Origin of the sequence: Streptomyces sp. B1I3 (assembly GCF_030816615.1) — a bacterium.
In the GTDB taxonomy this organism is placed as follows: domain Bacteria; phylum Actinomycetota; class Actinomycetes; order Streptomycetales; family Streptomycetaceae; genus Streptomyces.
This window is the reverse complement of the sequence record NZ_JAUSYD010000001.1, coordinates 150549-166725: the sequence shown is the minus strand read 5'-3', so window position 1 is coordinate 166725 and position 16177 is coordinate 150549. Positions and strand designations below refer to the sequence as shown.

Annotated in this window: 14 protein-coding genes and 4 pseudogenes; 6 read left to right on the top strand and 12 right to left on the bottom strand. The window is 68.0% G+C overall.

Translation table 11 applies throughout. The features are described 5' to 3' along the window. Positions 1-22: 22 nt before the first annotated feature. Together QFZ58_RS00870 and QFZ58_RS00865 are read right to left on the bottom strand one after the other, a co-directional pair. Positions 23-385, bottom strand: coding sequence for a hypothetical protein (locus QFZ58_RS00870; RefSeq protein ID WP_307122933.1), 363 nt, complete (start codon positions 383-385; stop codon positions 23-25). A gap of 118 nt (positions 386-503) precedes the next feature. Next, positions 504-1298: a hypothetical protein gene (locus tag QFZ58_RS00865; RefSeq protein WP_307122932.1), complete on the bottom strand. Its 795-nt coding sequence runs from the start codon at positions 1296-1298 to the stop codon at positions 504-506. A gap of 104 nt (positions 1299-1402) precedes the next feature. Between QFZ58_RS00865 and QFZ58_RS00860 the strand changes: the two genes are divergently transcribed. Then, positions 1403-1822 (top strand): hypothetical protein, encoded by a 420-nt coding sequence (locus tag QFZ58_RS00860; protein WP_307122931.1) that lies wholly within the window; start codon positions 1403-1405, stop codon positions 1820-1822. A gap of 761 nt (positions 1823-2583) precedes the next feature. Here QFZ58_RS00860 and QFZ58_RS00855 read toward each other — a convergent pair. The 3 genes and pseudogenes from QFZ58_RS00855 to QFZ58_RS00845 all read right to left on the bottom strand — a co-directional run. After that, entirely contained in the window at positions 2584-4449 is a 1866-nt protein-coding gene (locus QFZ58_RS00855; RefSeq protein ID WP_307128734.1) for an ABC transporter ATP-binding protein, read from the bottom strand. A gap of 845 nt (positions 4450-5294) precedes the next feature. Further along, positions 5295-6197: a hypothetical protein gene (locus QFZ58_RS00850; RefSeq protein ID WP_307122930.1), complete on the bottom strand. Its 903-nt coding sequence runs from the start codon at positions 6195-6197 to the stop codon at positions 5295-5297. 172 nt (positions 6198-6369) lie between these two features. Further along, positions 6370-6618 (bottom strand): annotated as a pseudogene (locus QFZ58_RS00845) (helicase-related protein); the annotation flags it as partial. 412 nt (positions 6619-7030) lie between these two features. Here QFZ58_RS00845 and QFZ58_RS00840 point away from each other — a divergent pair. Then, positions 7031-7333 (top strand): alpha-amylase, encoded by a 303-nt coding sequence (locus tag QFZ58_RS00840; RefSeq protein WP_307122929.1) that lies wholly within the window; start codon positions 7031-7033, stop codon positions 7331-7333. Positions 7334-7475: 142 nt separating this feature from the next. Beyond that, positions 7476-7841, top strand: a complete 366-nt coding sequence (locus tag QFZ58_RS00835; RefSeq protein WP_307122928.1) for a hypothetical protein — start codon at positions 7476-7478, stop codon at positions 7839-7841. A 26-nt stretch (positions 7842-7867) separates the two neighbouring features. On the opposite strand, the gene QFZ58_RS00830 is transcribed toward QFZ58_RS00835, so the two are convergent. Both QFZ58_RS00830 and QFZ58_RS00825 read right to left on the bottom strand, forming a co-directional pair. Next, positions 7868-8194, bottom strand: coding sequence for a hypothetical protein (locus tag QFZ58_RS00830; protein ID WP_307122927.1), 327 nt, complete (start codon positions 8192-8194; stop codon positions 7868-7870). A gap of 622 nt (positions 8195-8816) precedes the next feature. Then, complete coding sequence (locus QFZ58_RS00825; RefSeq protein ID WP_307122926.1) at positions 8817-9233, bottom strand: hypothetical protein; 417 nt, start codon at positions 9231-9233, stop codon at positions 8817-8819. Positions 9234-9517: 284 nt separating this feature from the next. Here QFZ58_RS00825 and QFZ58_RS00820 point away from each other — a divergent pair, with 284 nt between their 5' ends. After that, the gene (locus QFZ58_RS00820) at positions 9518-9850 is read left to right on the top strand and encodes a hypothetical protein (RefSeq protein WP_307122925.1); all 333 of its coding nucleotides are present in this window, start codon (positions 9518-9520) and stop codon (positions 9848-9850) included. 174 nt (positions 9851-10024) lie between these two features. Here the strand turns inward: QFZ58_RS00820 and QFZ58_RS00815 are convergent. Together QFZ58_RS00815 and QFZ58_RS00810 are read right to left on the bottom strand one after the other, a co-directional pair. Beyond that, a pseudogene (locus tag QFZ58_RS00815) lies at positions 10025-12048 on the bottom strand (phosphocholine-specific phospholipase C). A gap of 592 nt (positions 12049-12640) precedes the next feature. Beyond that, positions 12641-12862, bottom strand: coding sequence for a terminal protein Tpg-like protein (locus QFZ58_RS00810; RefSeq protein WP_307122924.1), 222 nt, complete (start codon positions 12860-12862; stop codon positions 12641-12643). 14 nt (positions 12863-12876) lie between these two features. On the opposite strand from QFZ58_RS00810, the pseudogene QFZ58_RS00805 reads away from it, so the two are divergent. Continuing rightward, a pseudogene (locus QFZ58_RS00805) lies at positions 12877-13152 on the top strand (IS5/IS1182 family transposase); the annotation flags it as partial. Between the two features lie 22 nt (positions 13153-13174). Here the strand turns inward: QFZ58_RS00805 and QFZ58_RS00800 are convergent. Further along, positions 13175-13738 carry a dihydrofolate reductase family protein gene (locus tag QFZ58_RS00800; protein ID WP_307122923.1) on the bottom strand — a complete coding sequence of 188 codons (564 nt, stop codon included), beginning with the start codon at positions 13736-13738 and terminating at the stop codon, positions 13175-13177. Between the two features lie 308 nt (positions 13739-14046). Continuing rightward, positions 14047-14418 (bottom strand): annotated as a pseudogene (locus tag QFZ58_RS00795) (ISAzo13 family transposase); the annotation flags it as partial. Between the two features lie 606 nt (positions 14419-15024). Here QFZ58_RS00795 and QFZ58_RS00790 point away from each other — a divergent pair. Next, a complete protein-coding gene (locus tag QFZ58_RS00790; RefSeq protein ID WP_307122922.1) occupies positions 15025-15417 on the top strand; it encodes a DUF6281 family protein in 393 nt (130 codons plus the stop codon). Between the two features lie 452 nt (positions 15418-15869). Here the strand turns inward: QFZ58_RS00790 and QFZ58_RS00785 are convergent, their stop codons facing one another. Next, the gene (locus QFZ58_RS00785) at positions 15870-16016 is read right to left on the bottom strand and encodes a hypothetical protein (RefSeq protein WP_307122921.1); all 147 of its coding nucleotides are present in this window, start codon (positions 16014-16016) and stop codon (positions 15870-15872) included. Positions 16017-16177: the final 161 nt, after the last annotated feature.

Genomic DNA, 16177 nt, shown 5'->3' with positions numbered 1-16177 from the left:
CTGTCCCCTCGGAGGCCGGAACCTATTGAGGACCGGTGGGGTCCTCGGTGGTCGCCTTGGCCTTCTTGGTTTCCCCCAGGGTCTTTGGGACCTCGGCGGCGGCCGTGGGAGCCGCGGAGGCCGCTGGAGCTTGGGGTGTATCCGGGGCCTGGGGTGCCTTGGTGTAGTCACTCTTCTTCGGCTTGTCCTCCAGGTCCTCGTTCTTCTTGAGGTCGCTGTGCTCCGTCACCGTCGGACTCGACGCCTGCATGCCTTTGGACGCCGCCTCGGACACCGAACTGGCGTGGGCGGTATGGGCCTGCGTATCGGCTGATGTCTGGGCGGTCTGGATGAAGGAGCCGAGGAAGCCCAGGACGGCCCGCGCTTCGGGTGACTGCTCCTGCACGACTTTCGGCCGAACACGGGCATCACCTCGTGTGTGACTCGTCCGGGCAGACGGGCATAGACCGGCTCGTCGTCTGCGAACGTCGCTGACCTAAGCGCTGGAGAGGGGGCGGGCAGAGTCACCGGTCATACTCCGTTCGCATGCCCAGCGGCAGGTTCAAGGTCAGCGCACGCTCCGCGATGAGCTTGCGGACGGCGGGCAGGTGGTCTGCGCATTCCGCGAACACCGCAGCAAGGCTGCGCGACTGGCGTCCCCATACGGCCTCCCAGGTGGGTGGCGCAAGGACGCGGCGCATGTGTTCGATGTGGTCGTGCAGCAGGAGCTGCTGCGGCAGCTGGGAGACGAAGACGACCGCGTTGCCGCAGGCCATGCACATGGCGGGGGCGACGTGGCAGAGCTTGCCCGGGACGCTGTGCGGCGAGTCGTGCGGGTCCTTGCAGTTGCTGACCCCCATATCAAGTTCTCCGCCGCGCAGGTCGACACCCTGCGCGGGGGTGACACCGAGCGCGGCGGCGACTTCGGGGTCGCCCAGCCTGGTCTGTACGTCGGGCAGCACCAGGGTCGGCTGACGGGTCACCTTCTCGAAGACCTTGTTCTGCGCGCGGTTCATCGCCGCGCCGGCCAGGACGTGGGCGGTGGTGCCGTGGGCGTAGTGAGTGCCGAAGACGCGGACGCTGTGGTCGTCGCCGGCCAGATCGGTCAGTGTGCCCCCGAGCGCCACCACCTTGGTGGTCCTGGCGGTCTTGCGCAGTCGCCGGACCTCGTGCGGACCGGCGATGCCCTTGGGGAAGGTCGCGCCGGGACCGGTGTGCCCGGCAATCCAGTGAGTGAAGCGGCGGCCCGGATCACTGAACGGTGCGTGGCGGGGCTCCATGCCGTGACTGCGCCGGTGTTCCACTGCGGTGAACAGCACGGCTCGAAGCCGAACGTCTCCCGAGTGAGCGCGTTGACCTGGATCAGGCGCCGCAGCAGGCCAGGCACGTCCCACCGCCCTCGGCCCACAAAGGTCATCTCGCCGTGGCGGGACGGCACGGACGACGGGTCCATGAGGTGGAAGTCCGCGCGGACGCGCTCGGCACGGTGTTTCGCCTGGACGATCCGTACCCCCTCCGTGTTGAACTCCACGTCGGACGCTTGGACCATGTGCAGTTCCTCGGGCGTGCAGTCGTGCATCGCGAGCAGCAGCAGAACCCGGAACGGGTGCAGATCGATTTCCTGAGGGAACAGCAGCCGGTGCAGCATCCGCATCAGGCCGGTGAAGCCGCGGTAGCCGGGGTCCTCAGCCATGAAGTCGCGCAACGGCTTCGGCCAGCGCTTCGCGTGTGCGGGCAGGTGCTGCCGCAGGACGTCCACCCGGGCCAGACCGTGCCGAGCAGCCCACACCAGGTTCGGCAGTTCCCCCCCAACCCCCCTCACGTGGATCGGCTCCAGCCGTAAGGAGCCGCTGACCTCGCGTCAGCCTGGCCTCCAGCGCGCGGACATCGTTGTGCGCAGCCGACTGCATGGCCTGCCGGTCCATATTGGTGAACTCGTCCAACGCCTGGTAACTCGCCTTCCGCACCCCGGGCGGCGCCTCGGGGCGACGGCGTAACCGGTCCGGCACCCGGGGCGCGCTCGGCCCAATGGCTGATGAGGGAGAGCAGCGCACGGGAGTGGTCCCACGGCCCCCAGACTGCTCGGAGAAGCGGGCGAGCTGGTCCTGTTCCCGCGCGTATATCAGAGCCGGGACATCGAAGCGATCATCCGCCAAGCGGATCTCGGCCGGGTCGAGCCCAGCGTGGGAAGGTGCGCGGAGACGAACGTAGCGAAGGAGACCACGGCAGTGGGGTACGCACCGTGTGCCCTCAAGGCGTTCTTGTGGTGGTAGTCAACCCACACGTCGGCCAGCTCCGCCGCCAACCCCCGACAGGCGAAACCCGACGGATCGACCCAGCGCCTCCCGGTCCGGCCGCCACCGTGGCACGCGATCTCGCGTACCCCCACCCGAGCCACGGGCGGCTCCGGCAAAACAGGCGGGGTGACATCGGGAAGGGGACGGCGTTCTCCGCGACGCGGCATCAGCTCCACCGCCCCGCGTGCTGACCGGCCAGCTGCGCATAGGTAGCGTCCTGCCCACGGACTGGTGGATGGGCCGACGATGTACGGGGTGGCCGGTACCGTGAGCCCGGGTGGAGCTTGTGCAGTGGTGTCGGGGCCCTTCATGCGCGGGTCCCGTGCCTTTCGCCGTCCGGCTCCGAGGTGACCTGATACGACAGCAACTGCCGGAACAGGCCGCCCTCTTGTCCGGCGAGGTCCTTGTAGGTGCCCTCCTGCACGATCCTGCCCTCGTCTAGGACCACGATCCGGTCGGCCACGGCGACGTTGGTGATGCGATGCGTGACCAGGAGAACCACCCGGTCCCGGGCCAGGTCCCGCAGCCGCTGGAAGATCCGGAACTCGGCACGGGGATCGAGATTCGCGGTCGGCTCGTCGAGGACCAGGAGCCCGGCCTCGCGGAAGAACGCCCGGGCGAGCGCGATGCGCTGCCACTGGCCGCCGCTCAGCTCCTCCCCGTTCAGCCACTCGCGGGCGAGAAGCGTGTCCAGGCCGGCGCCGAGCTTGTCGACGACCTCGTCCGCGTCGGCGGCCTCGCAGGCCTCGAGAACCGCCGCGTCACCGCGGGCCGTGGGCTGCCCCTGGGTCACGTTCTCGCGCACCGTCAGCGGCCAGTGCGCGTAGTCCTGCGGCACCAAGGCCACCTGCTGCCACAGCGCCTGCGGGTCGGCATCGTCGGTGGGGACGCCGTCCCACAGCACCTGTCCGCCGGTGGGCAGGTACAGGCCGCTGACGAGCTTCGACAGCGTCGACTTCCCCGATCCGTTGAAGCCGACCAGTGCGGTGACCTCGCCTCGGCGCAGTGTGAGCGAGACGTCGGACAGCGCGTCCTGGTCCTTCCCGGCGTAGCGGTGCGAGACCTGCTTGATCTCGATCTCGGCCGGTGGCGCCGGCCGGTGCTCGCCGCGGTGCATGGTGTAGCCGCCGGCCAGGTCGAGGAACCGTGTCCAGTCGTCCATGTAGAGGCCGGTACGCACGGCACGGGCCCCGACGGCGACCAGCCCGCGCACCGACTGGCCCACCGTCTGCAGAGCGAAAACAGCTGTGCCGGCGTCCCCGACACTGATGCGGCCGGTGGCCAGCAGCCACACCACCGCCGCCCACACGACTGCCGATCCGAGGCCGCCGCACAGCGCGCCGACCAGTGCCATGCGGGCGCCCTTGTCGGCCGCGGTCCGGTCCTCGCGGTTGATACGTGCAACCGTCTGCCGGTACCGGCCGGACAGGAAGCCGGCCATGGTGCCGGCGCGGATCTGGTCGGCTGCCTCGCGGGTGAAGATGTGCCAACGCAGCACCGTCAGCATGCGGTTGTCGCCGTTGCTGCGGAGGTTCGCCAGGTAGCGGACCCGGGCGGCGCTGACCTGGGCGAGGGCCTGCGGCAGGCTGGCCGCTACCAGGAGAGGAAGGAGCACCCAGCTCACCCCGGCCAGCACGACGGCCCCGGCGAGGAAGGAGGCGGCCGAGGCGATCAGGTCCTGGCCCTCGTCGATGAGGTCGCCGGTGACCTGTGCTCCGCGGTCGGCGGCCTCGCGGTCGCGGTTGAAGTCGGGGTCGTCGTAGGCGGAGAGCTCCACCTCGGCGCAGCCGGTGAGCAGCATCTGCTCGGCCTCGCGCGACATGAGTGGGCCCAGCCGGGATGAGAGCCAGCTGACGGTGATCCCCAACAGTGCCCGCACCCCGGTGGCGGTGGCCAGCAGGGCTACGGACGGCCATGCCTGTAGGAGCCGTTGGTAGACGTCTCCGCTGGTCAGCAGTGCGGTGAGGGTGCCGCTGATCGCGATCAGGCCCAGGGCCTGCATGACGCCGGCGACCGTCTGGCACAGCAGGAGGCCGGTGGTGGCCCTCCGGTCGACGCGCCAGGCGAGTGCCAGCGAACGCCGGACCAGCTGGGGCAGACGCCGGGCCATGTCACGCATCCGGATGGAGCGGCCGGCCGCCTCGCGGCTGCCGGTCAGGTCCACGTACCGCATCTCCGGGACGGGGGAGTGCTGCTCTGCTCCGGCGGCCGGCGCGGCTTGCGGTGGCTCGGCCGGCGGGGCGGGCGGCAGGGGAGTGGGGCGCGGCCCCGGGACTGTCTCGGCGGCTTCATCGGTCGACTCACTCATGCCGCCCACCGCGTATCCGGACGTGCTGAGCAGCGGGTGTCGACAACACGGCGCACCGCCACGAGGGCAGGTCGTCGTTCGATTCCGGAGCGCTGATGCACGGGGGTGGGGGCGGGATTCATGACGTTCCTCCATCTGGGCGGTGAAGTGGGTACTGGTGCTCCAAGAACGCGTCGGAACGGGCTCCGTAACGGCTCATTTCGTGAACACACGTTCTGATCGGGCCGTTGGGGCGGGCAGGGTGCGGCGGCGGGCATTGAAATGTGTTCGACGCAGTCGGGCCACTCCTTCGGGGGATTGCCGGGGTGGCTGGGGTACCGGTGTGGGGCATGACTGACCGGGCCGTGGCGAGGAAGAGGCGCGGCCCTGGTGCGGAACGGTCGGATCAGGTAGAAGGCCGGTCGCGGATCATGCCGCGACGACCGAACGGCACGGCGGGAAAGAGCCGGCCGTTGACCTGAATCGTGACGGTGTACGGGCCAGGGGTGATCTTCGTGGTGGCCGTCGACCGCAGCTTGTCGGGCTTGGCCAGAGAGAGCGGCCCGGCCGGGCCGGACAGTGTTGCGGTTGAGGAAGTAGACCTTCTCGCGCGGCTTGCCGATCGTGGACGTCTCGTCCCGTAGGCAGACGCCCGGGGCGGGAGTTCCGTCGCGGGCGCCGGAGTCGCGGGCGCCGGAGTCCCGGGCGCCGGAGTCCCGGGCGCCTTTGTCTCAGGATTTGTTGTGGATCCTCTTCTCCCGCATCAGCTTCCCCAGCTCTGCGACCGACAGCGGGCGCAGCGTGTTCAGGAGACGGCGTAGCCCGGGTTCGTCAACGGTCTGGCTCGTGACCTCGACCTCGGCGTTCCGGTAGCGGCGGACAACGGTTACCTCGCGGGTACCGCCGGGAAGGACATGGTCAATGACCATCTCACGGTGCGCGCCCATCGTGCAGGTCACGCCACTCTGCACGGGTTCCGGGCATTGGAGTGTCGGCGTGAACGACGAACGCACCACGAGGCCCACGTACCTGAACTCGTTCCCCTCCCGGGCGGGGCGGTAGTCGACGACGAAGGTGGAAGGACCGAGCTCGGCATGCGACACCTGCATGCCCGGCGGCGCAGCGCCCAGGTACAGCAGCTCCGCTTTCTCCCGGTACCGCGCGACCTCCGCCTCGTACCGGCGCTGCTGCGTCTGGGCCGGGCCGACGAAGGCCCCGTAGGCCACCCCGGCCGCCAACACGGTCAGCGCCCCCAGTCGCACCCACCGGCTCGGCACGAAAAACGCCGCGGCCACGACGTACGGCACCCCCGTCAACGCGATCCGGGTACTGCCGTTCCCCAGGTCAACGTTCCCACCGTAGGCGGCCAGACCTACCAGGACCCCGAGCGTACCGAGGACGAAGACCAGTACCGCCCAGGCCAACCGCTGCGGGGCGGAGCGACAGAACGGCACAACGGTCCTCACCGGTGAGCCGGCCATGGCCAGCAGGCCAACCACCAGTGGCACCCCCAGCAACAAGACCGGCACCGTCGCGCCGGCACCACCGCCCCAGGCCGACGCCACCAGCCCGAAGGCGAGCGCCGGTACCGCAGCCGCTGTTATCGCCCAGACCAGGAAGAGATGCAGGGCCATCGGCGCCCCTCTGCCACTTTCCATATTGCGGAGCCTGGCAGCCGGCGTCCTGGCACACATGAGTAGCCGTACTCAGCCCCCTCGCCCGGTCAGGCGGCGGGTTCCATGAACAGAGGACGGATACCGCAGTCCTTGAACTCGCGTGAGCGGACCCTTGTTGTGGGCGGGACGGCATGGACGATGTTGTGTCGTCGCCGGGGTGCGTGCGCAGTGCTCGTCCGGCGGTTTGGACGAGGTCGGGCATCGAGCCGCGTAATTCTGCGAAGTAGACGGAGTCGCAGTTCTTCGTGTCGACGCCCTCGCCCAGCACTTTTACCGAAGCCAGGTAGCCCTTCTCCACGACGGTGTCGTCCGCGGCGATTCCCGTCACGAACTCGTGCAGGACGCGGCGGCGGTGCAGCGGTTTGTGTTCCCCACACAGCCGGTAATCACCGCGACTGGTGTCCCGTCCGCTGTCCCCCAGGGGGTCTGGACACTTCCCCGGTGCAATTCGCACCGTTTCAGCCGACCTGCTCATCCACCGGTGGTGCGGCTGCGCCACATCCCTCTCCTGCAGGGACACCGCCACTGGTTGCTGAGGGAGCCGCTGCACCGCCGTACTGGCGGCATCCCTTTGGCGGGCTCGCCGCTCCCGCCAGGCGTTGGTTGAGCTGGGGATCAGTTCTGCCCGCACCTCCATGGCCCGACACAGCGCCAGCATGCGCACCTTGGCGAAAAACGGCTAAACGACCGAGGGCACTCCCTACTCTCGGTTCCATACCGTTCGAAAAGTGAAGGAGCTGTAACCGATGTCTCTCTCCATCCGTTCAACAGCACATGTTGTAGCAGCAGGGATGACAACGGTAGTCATCTGTTTCTCGCAGGTGGCCGGGGCCAGCGCGGCCGCGCAGGAGGATCTGCTTCCCCCTTGCGTTCAGTACTCGACGAGTTGGCGCTACACATTCGTCACCAACTCCTGCGACGCCACGCAGTACGTGACGGTGGAGTACCGCGATGGCAGTACCGTCCCCTGCCGGACCGCCGGGCCGGGTGACACGGTGACTTTCCCCGGCAACGGCACGATGGACAACGGGGTCCGAGCCGTCATCCTCTGCGCGGCAGGGTCCCAGGCCTCGCCCGCCGCGCGTGCGGTGTAGTTCGCAAGCCCTGCTCGCACGAGGCGGCAACGAAGGGACGGCCCCAGGTGGGTGGTATCGACCTGGGCGTGAAGCCGGGAGTACTTCGCCAGTCGTCGCCCGCTCGTGACCGTGGCGGACGAATCCAGCGGGTGAAGGCTGGATGAGGGCTGAGGTGGTCGGTCGGGGCGACGAGGCCGCGGCCGACGCGCGCCTGGAGGAAGTCGTCCAGGTTCAGGTCCGCGGAAGCGGTGTTGCCGACCCTGACGATGGAGTGGACATTCCAACCGATGTCACCGACGTACAGGTCCAAGACCGCACCACCGATCTCCAGCCGCTCGCGCTTGGCGCCCAGCGGACCGGCCCCGCCATCCTTGGCGAGCCAGAACATCACCTCCCGCAGCCCCGCCGCCTGCGTCATGCCGGTGGCGGCGGGGCAGTGGAGTCAGCCTCGTGTGTAGAGGGTGGCTACCTGGACACCGAGGCCGAACGGCAGCTCATCCGGCGGATGGGCATCCTCGCTGTGTGAGGCCCGTCCGTGTCGTCAGCAGGGGTTCAGAAGTCGACACAGACCGGACCCTGGTTGACGTTGATCAGCCCGTACTGGTTGACGAAGGAGTTACAGGAGGCGGTGATCTCGCCGCCGTAGTTATCGTCCGTGTCGTCGGTCTTCTGGGTGCCGGCGTTGTTGGAGTCGAAGTCGACGCACACGGGGCCCTGGTTGAGGTTGATCAGGCCCTCCTGCGTGGTGAAGTCGTTGCACCGCGCGGTCAGCACATTCTGGACCATGCCGTCTCCGGAGCCGTCCCCGGCCGAGGCCACGCCGGATCCGGCCAGCACCGCAGCGGCGGCCAGCGCGGTGGCCGCAACAACCTGACGCATACTCATCATCGTTTTTCTCCAGACTGTGGAGGGACATGAACAATGATCACTCCATCAACGCCCGGGGGAAGCCGCACGCTGGAGTGCGCCATCCGAGGCCCGAGGGCGGATCCTGGCGGCGGAAGCTGCTGGACGGGGTGGCGCTGCTCGCCAACCTCCCGGGGCTCCTGTTGGCGGATTGCGGGTGGTGGGGAAGAAGGTCGAGGACCCGGGCTCGTGCTCCGGCGCCCCCGCGGCGAGATCATCATTGCCAAGTCGGGCGTCGTCAGGGCTGCCAGAACGGTCGCGGTCGAAGGGGTGGTGCTCATGACGGGCGCCGCCCCTTCTGGGTGTCAGGACGGCATGCGGTCAGACGGCGTTCCCCTGTGGTGCGTCTCGCGGAGACGGGTGCCAGTCGGCCGGCTGACCGGATCGCCTCAATTGGAGGGGGGCCCGCCAGGCCACCAGTCCCGGCCGGCCCGCCTGCGCGAAACCCACCGCGAACGGCTTGTCGCCGTCGTCCCTCACCAGGTGAATGCTGCACTCCGTCACGCTGTCGCCCGGCGGGACCATCCGGGCGACCCAGTCGGACGGGCAGCCGGGGATCTTCGTGTCGAGGAGGAAGGGGGGTCTTGCCCGGTATCTACCGACCGCTCTCGGTGAGTAGGCGGACGTGGTCGGCCTGGCCGGTGTAGAGGCCTTTCGGCCCGGTGTCGGTGTAGGTGACCGACACGTAGTACGGGATGCCGCGCCGCTCGTTCACATTGAGGTCGAGGTCCAGGCCCGCGAGGTCGGCCGCGCTGCCCCGGCGTACGGAAACCAGCGTGGCGGGCAGTTCGAGGACGCCGTCCTCGCGGGCGTCCCACCGGACGCGGACGCTGTCGCCAGGCTCCGCCAGCCCGGCGGACGCCGCCCTGAGGCCGCCCTCCACGGGCCAGGTGGCGACCGCGCCGCCCTCGTCGAGGTAGCCGTCGGCGTTGTGCGTCAGCGACAGCACGCCGACGCCCTCGGGCTCGATGATCCGGATCCACCGGAGGACCGACGCATCGTAGGACGTCACAGCGGGGGCGGAGGCGGCGGGTGGGGGCCGGGTGCGGTTGGTTTCGTTCCTGGCCCTCAGCGAGAGTCCGGTCGAGCCGCAGGACCACGAGAGGGGCTGCCCGGCCGTCCACCCCTGCCCTGTGTCGTTCCGGGCTGTCGTTGCGCGCCGTGCTCCGGGCAGAATCGGCTCATGGCCGCCGACATCGTGTTCTTCCTGGCCCCGCCGCCGCGACATAACTGAAGAGGCACGGGCCGGAACTCGCCTCGTCGACGTCCCAGTCCTTCGACCCCGACGACGCGGTCATGGGTTCGGACGAGTTCCTCGGTGCGCCGGTCCGCAGGGTGCCGTTTTGTGAGCGGTCCCGCCGCAGGAAGCGCCGACCCGTCCATATCGAGCCCATCCGGAATGACGGCGTCGGGGTGTTCGCCGTCCCGGAGAATAGGGTCCGGCTGCTCGCCGCCGTCGACCCCACCACCCTGCGCGAACTCGCCGCGCACTGGACCCGAACGCTCAGGTTCGACGGCGAGACGTACCTGTCCGACGACGAGTTGCTGAAGGTCGTCCAAGACGTCGCCCACCTTGCCATGCGTACCGGTAAGGACGGCGGCCTCAAGCTCTACTGCCGGTACCACTGATCCGCGGCGCCGCCCTGGATCTGCGGACATGCTGAGTTCGATCTGCCCGGTCCAGGCGCACGGTTCTGACCCACGCCGCCGACCGGACCGCGACCAAGCTGCGCCGGCAGCTGGACGCCGACGACACCGACCGCGCGCTCTGCCCCACCTCGCCGGCCGCCGTGCCGGCCGGAGTCAGCCGCTGATGCTGGAAGCTCCGGTCTCCAAGTGGCCGGTGAACCTGCGGGACCATGTGGCGTCGGAGTCGACCGTGACGGTGAAGTCGTACCAGCCGTTCTGGTAGGCGACAGCGTTGAAGAAATATCCATCGAGGAGCCGGCCGCGACAGTGTAGGTCCATGGGCCGTCCGCGCGGTAGTGGTTGGAGGTGATGGTGAACTTCACCGGGACCGAGCCGGAGTTGGCCAGCTTGAAGTAGAGGGCGAGCTTGCCGGTGCCGGGCTCCGTGGCGTACCGGGGGCTGACCTCCAGCGACTTGCCCGCCTTGGTGGCGTCGCCCAGAAAGCGGCGCAGGAAACGGTTGGGGCCGACCATGGTGATGTCGTACTTCCCGTCTCCGGAGCCCGCGCCGATATTGAAGAAGTCGGTGGCGGTGCCTCCGGCGTCCACCGTGTACTGCCACGGCGTGGTGTCACGGTAGGCGTTGGGGTGGATGGAGAAGTGGGCCGCCCGCGAGGCCGGCGTGCCCTGGTTCGCCATGGTGAACCAGGCGAGGATCTTCCCGGAGGCTCCGAACTCCAGACGGTCCATGTACCCGTTGGGCTGGTAGGGCAGCGCCCGGGACGGACGGCTACCGGACTCCTGCTTGGGCAGGTCGTTGGTTGTCGGAACGGGGTTGGGCAGCGGGCCGCACGTCGAGGATCCGATGACACTCGTCGCGGGGAGGGAGACGGCGCCGTGGACCGGGTGGGCGAAATCGAAGACCCCGGTCAGGTCTCCACTCACCTTCCGCCGCCAGGCGCTGATGTTGGGGCAGGCTGCCGGCTTGCCGAGAGCGGACGTCCAGGTCTCCAGGAAACGGAGGACCGACGTGTGCTCGAAGACCTCCGAGGAGACCCAGCCACCGCGCGTCCACGGCGAGATGACGGTCATAGGGACGCGGAAGCCGAAACCGTACGGCACGCCGTTCAGGAATTCGCCTGCGGTTCCGGCCGGCGGTACCGGAGGCGGCACGTGGTCGAAGCAGCCGTCGTTCTCGTCGTAGTTGAGGAACAGGACCGTGGCGTCGAAGACGTCCGGGCTCGCCGCGAGGGCCCGATAGACCAGGTCGACGAAGTGGGCGCCGTCGCCGGGCGGGGCGTAGGGGTGCTCGGAGAACGCCTGGTTCGGGACCACCCAGGAGACCTGCGGCAGTGTCCCCGCGAGAACGTCCGCTTTGATGGCGGCGGCTATGTCGTCCGGGGTGGAGCCGGTGACCTTCGGGACGGAGGACATGCCCCGGTCGTACAGCGGATCGCCGGCCTTGGCGGTCGCGAAGGTCTTGAAGTAGGCGCAGCCGTTGTCCCCGTAGTTGTCCTGGGCGTTCTGGTAGACCTTCCAGGTCACTCCGGCCGCCTGCAGCGCCTGGGCGTAGTTCTGCCACGTCAGGCCCGACTCGTCGCCGCCGTCGTAGCTGGAGGCGTCGACCTTGCCGCTCCACAGGTAGGTGCGGTTGGGGCCGGTGGCGCTGAGGGTGGAGCAGAAGTAGGCGTCGCACACCGTGTAGGCGTCGGCGAGCGCGTAGTGGAAGGGAAGGTCCGAGCGGTCAAGGTAGCCGAGCGAGCGGACGCTGCCGACGCCGGAGACCCAGTTGTCCATACGGCCCTTGTTCCACGCGGAGTGCTGGGAGGACCAGGAGTGCGGCAGATCGCCGTTGCACTGCGCCAGGATGTCGCCGTCCTGGCCGCCGGCGGCCGGGGTCGCACTCAGCTTCCAGGGGTACTGGCCTCCGGTGCCGTAGGGCTGGTCGAAGACGGAACGGTTGCCCTTGAGGGTGATGCCGCTGCGGTCGTCGAAGCCGCGCACGCCCTTCAGCCGTCCGAAGTAGTGATCGAAACTGCGGTTCTCCTGCATCAGGATCACCACGTGACGCACGTCCTCGATCGTGCCCGTGGAGGTGGTGCCGGCCGCCACGGCCGGACGCGATCCCGCGCCCAGCGTCATGCCGGCCGCCACGGAGGCGCCGAGTCCCACGAAGCCCCTACGGCTGATCGGTGTCATTCGCCCTGCCCTCGTCGTCGCAAGTGCCCCTGAGACACGCTGCGCGCAAGGGTGCACGAGCCGGAGGGACACCGTCGAACCAGCGGATGATCCCCAGGTGAACGGTCCCGGGCCCGCCGGTGCGCGGAGATGGCACCCCGTCACCTAAGCCTCGCCCAATGGGGGCGTGTCCCCGCCATCGTGGACGTGCGAAAGATCAGAACCATGAGCGCGAGCCCAGACTCCGCTGACTCCTGACAGAAAGCCGAGTGCGACGAGGAGGCGAACAGACCGTGGCGGAACCGCTGAGCTTCGGCCGTGACCTCGGCATCGAGCTGGGCCAACGTCCAATCTTGTACTCCACGACGTCTTACTCATCATCCGGCACCGCCGTCGATTCCGACGCTGCACCGTGCGATCCGCCGTGGTCCGACGCAGCCTCCCGCCATCACGCGGGGCGACCGGGTCGGCTGCGTAGAGTGGGACTGGCGTGAACAGCAGGAAGTCAAGAAGCACGACGCAATGCTGGGCTTACGCGAGATGCGCCACGGGGATGAACGCCCTCGCCGGCGGGATCGGCCGCCTGCCTCACGGATTCCCGGCGGCGAGGACGTCATCCGATCGAGAAGTCGCCGAACTCCACGTCAGAGAGGGCGATATGCAGGCCATGACCGCGCCGGCCCCCGTCGCGGAGGGAGGCATCCCCCAGCGTGCGGGCGAGAATCACCATCTGCTGCTCGCCCGCGCCGGCGTCCCGAGCGGCGAACAGTTCACGGGCCACCTCTCGCGGCGGGAACTGGCGGGTGGCCAAGGAGGCGAACGCTCGGCCGATCACCTTGCACTTCCTCCCACACCGCCACCCTCGGCATCGACATGCACATCGTCCGCCGCGACCCCACCACGAGGGGATTCACCGTCCTGCCACGATGATGGACCGTCGAGAGAACGCTGGGCCGGCTGATGAACCACCGACGCCTCGGCCGCGTCCACGAAGCACACCCACACCGCTCCGAAGCCATAATCCACCTTGCGATGATCAACCTCATGACCCGCAGACTCACCGGTGAGAACACCATCTCCTGGCATGACCCCGAAAAGCGGGATCAACCACTTATTGCCGGATGAAACATGGAGAGAAAACGACCTCTCAGCGTTTGGTCTCGTACCTGGTCAGGACCACACCGTCGGGGAACGTCCGGGTCTCCACCAGGGTCAGGTTCACCCAGTTGTCCAGGGCCGTAAAGAACGGCGTGCCGCTGCCCACCAAGACCGGTGCGGTGGCCAGCACGTACTCGTCGATCAGGCCGGCCCGCATGGCCGCTGCGGCGAGTGTGGCGCCGCCGATGTCCATGGGGCCGCCATCCTCGGCCTTGAGCCGGGTGATCTCGGTGACCGCGTCGCCGGTGACCAGGCGGGCGTTCCAGTCGACCGTGCTGGTCGTCGAGGAGAACACCACCTTCGGCATGTCCCGCCAGCGGTGGGCGAACTCGATATCCGCCGGTGTGGCGCCAGGCTGCTGGTCGGCGGTCGGCCAGTGGGAGCTCATCGTCTCCCACAGTTTGCGCCCATACAGCGACAGGCCCGTCGCCCCCACCCGGTCGGACCACCACTGGAACAGCTCGTCGCTCGGCACGCTCCAGCCGAGGTCGTCGCCGGGCGCGGCGATGTAGCCGTCCAGGCTCAGGTTCATGCCAAAGGTCAGTTTCCGCATGGCGTCAGCCTCCCGTGAGTCGGTATTCGGCATACAGACCAGCACGGCGCGGAAAAGTCATCGGTCAGGCCACACCGAGGGCCGGTTGACCACTACGCCAAGCGGATGCTGCGTACGGAACGGAACCCCCCTACGTACACCTATCGGTGAGACCGGGCCCGGCGTGACCTTGACCTGCGGTGTTGCACTGCTGCAAGAGCGTGTCGTCAAGCATTTCGGTCCCCTTCCGGAATCAGTCTGAGCAGGCCAGGATCGTTCGGTCTCGTTCAGCGGGACGACGCCCTAAGGGCTCGCAAAGAATCAACATCTAGTTGGGCGATCAGGTCTCGGGTGCCGAGTTTGCGCAGGTAAAGCACGGTGGCCAGGACTCTGTCGGCGGTGGTCAGTTTGTCCTTGGCGCCGGCGCCGCGAGCCCGGATGCGGTCTCCTCCTCGATGCCGGGAACGCCCGTGCTCACGTAGCTCATCAAGTCTCCGGGACAGCTGGTCGACGAGTGCATCCAGCACTCGTCCCGTCATGCCGGTCAGTTCCGGACTACGCAGACCACCAGCACGGGACTGCGAGGGCAGGCTCCCGGCCGGCCGCGGGTCTTCGGCCGCGCCGGTCGTGTCGGAGTGTTGTGGGTGGAGGGTGTAGTTCCAGTGGCAGTGGAAGCGGTGCCGGTGCATGGGCAGGGCGTCCTTCCAGGATGAAACATCGGGAGAAAACGATTTCTCACCACAGAGGCGAACACCATCGCCTGGTCCCATGCCAGCAAAGGAGGAGGGCCGGCATGGACGCGAACGGAAGCCGGCTCTTGCAAATCTCGTGCACTGGAACGGTGAGCTCACCGAACATCGCTCCGGGAAGGCGGGGCGCGCCTCGTCGAGAAGCCCGGCGCCGAAGTCGGACCAGTCGAACTGGCTGTCCTTGTACAGGTTTTCGGCGTGGGGCCAGGCGGCTGCCGCGAGTGCGGCGAGTTCCGTGCAGACGCGGCGTGCATGTGGACGCTTGCGCCGATTCTCGCCGGATGGCTGATCGCCCCGGCCGTGCAGTTGGGTGTGCACCTGAACAGCACCTTGGTGGTGCCCCTGCTGACCGCATTACCGCCTGCCCAGGCTGCAAGATCACATCTCGGTCCGAAGCGACGCGGCAAAGGGAACCTGATCCGAGTTGCCGACGTCGAAGGTCGAAATACGAGAGCCTCACCACGGGCACGATCTCATTCCCGTGCTGAGTGATGGCGAGGTCACTCGGCAGAGAGGAGGCTCTCCTCTTCTTTGCAGCATCTACTGAGGGGGACACGTATGCGCCGGACCGGGCGATCCGCTGGCTTGCTGGGGGCGGCGGCCATGGTGATGTCAGTAGCCGCGTGCACGGCTGACAGCGGTGGCGGTGGCGCTGAAGCCTCCTGTGCCACTTTGTACACCTACCAGGACAGATCGTATCAAGACGTGGCGAACGTGAAATTCACACTCGGGAAGAAGCTCGGCGTCGCCACCCAACCAGCGTCCTGCGAAGACACCGGCGGCCACGACGAGAGCGAGCCGGTTATGACGGAGACTGCCTACGAAGTGGACGGCATCTCTCCCAAGGTCGCCATCGCCATCGGGGACACACCGAAGACAGCCACTTTTTTCGCCGTTCACTCCGGCCCAGAGCTCCCGCCCGAGGTGCAGAAACTGATCGACGGCTCCTGATCCGAAACGCGGGGCTCGGTGTGGTTCCAAAGCTGACACCACACCGAACCCCGCGCACCAGACTGGGCAGCCAGGTAACGGCCGGTTCACAGCCTCGCTGTTCAGCTGGCAGGGCCAGCACGCGCACAGCCGCTATGAGGGCGTTCCAGGAGGTGTATCGGCCGTGATCAATCTGCGCGTTTCGCCCCTCGTCGAGCGGGCGGGTCCGGTGATCCGTAATGCATGACACGGGAACAACTGACTCACTTGGAGTGGGCGGTGTGTGGCATGCTGCGGCGGCATGCCACCAGCCGGTCCGGCTTGCCCTGTTGGCCGCTGACCTGGCTGGGTGAAATGCAAGCCAAGCATCGCCAGAGGGGCGGCCGGGCTGTCGCTCTGGAAGCGGTGGCTGCCTGCCCGAGGGGCGATTGTGGCGCATCGGAGCGGGCGTGTGCGTCCTGGAGGACCGAAGGTCACATCGCTGCGCCGATCAATGTCGGAACGAACGAGAGCAAAGCCGCTGCCAGCAGGGCGATGAGGAGGTTGCGCCTGCCCTTCACGTTTTCCGGCATACGGGAAAGGAATTCGGCGGCGCGCTTTGGATTAGCGGGGTCGTACACGATTTCCTTCGACCCCGAGGGCAGCGTGGTAAGGCCAGCTATTACGATGCTGTGCAGTCCTCGTCGCGGCCGTCGTATCCGTACCGCACAGTTATCCTCCCGTCTGGGGAAATGTTGAGCACTGTAGACCCCATTCCTACGGATGGTGACAGAGGGACACG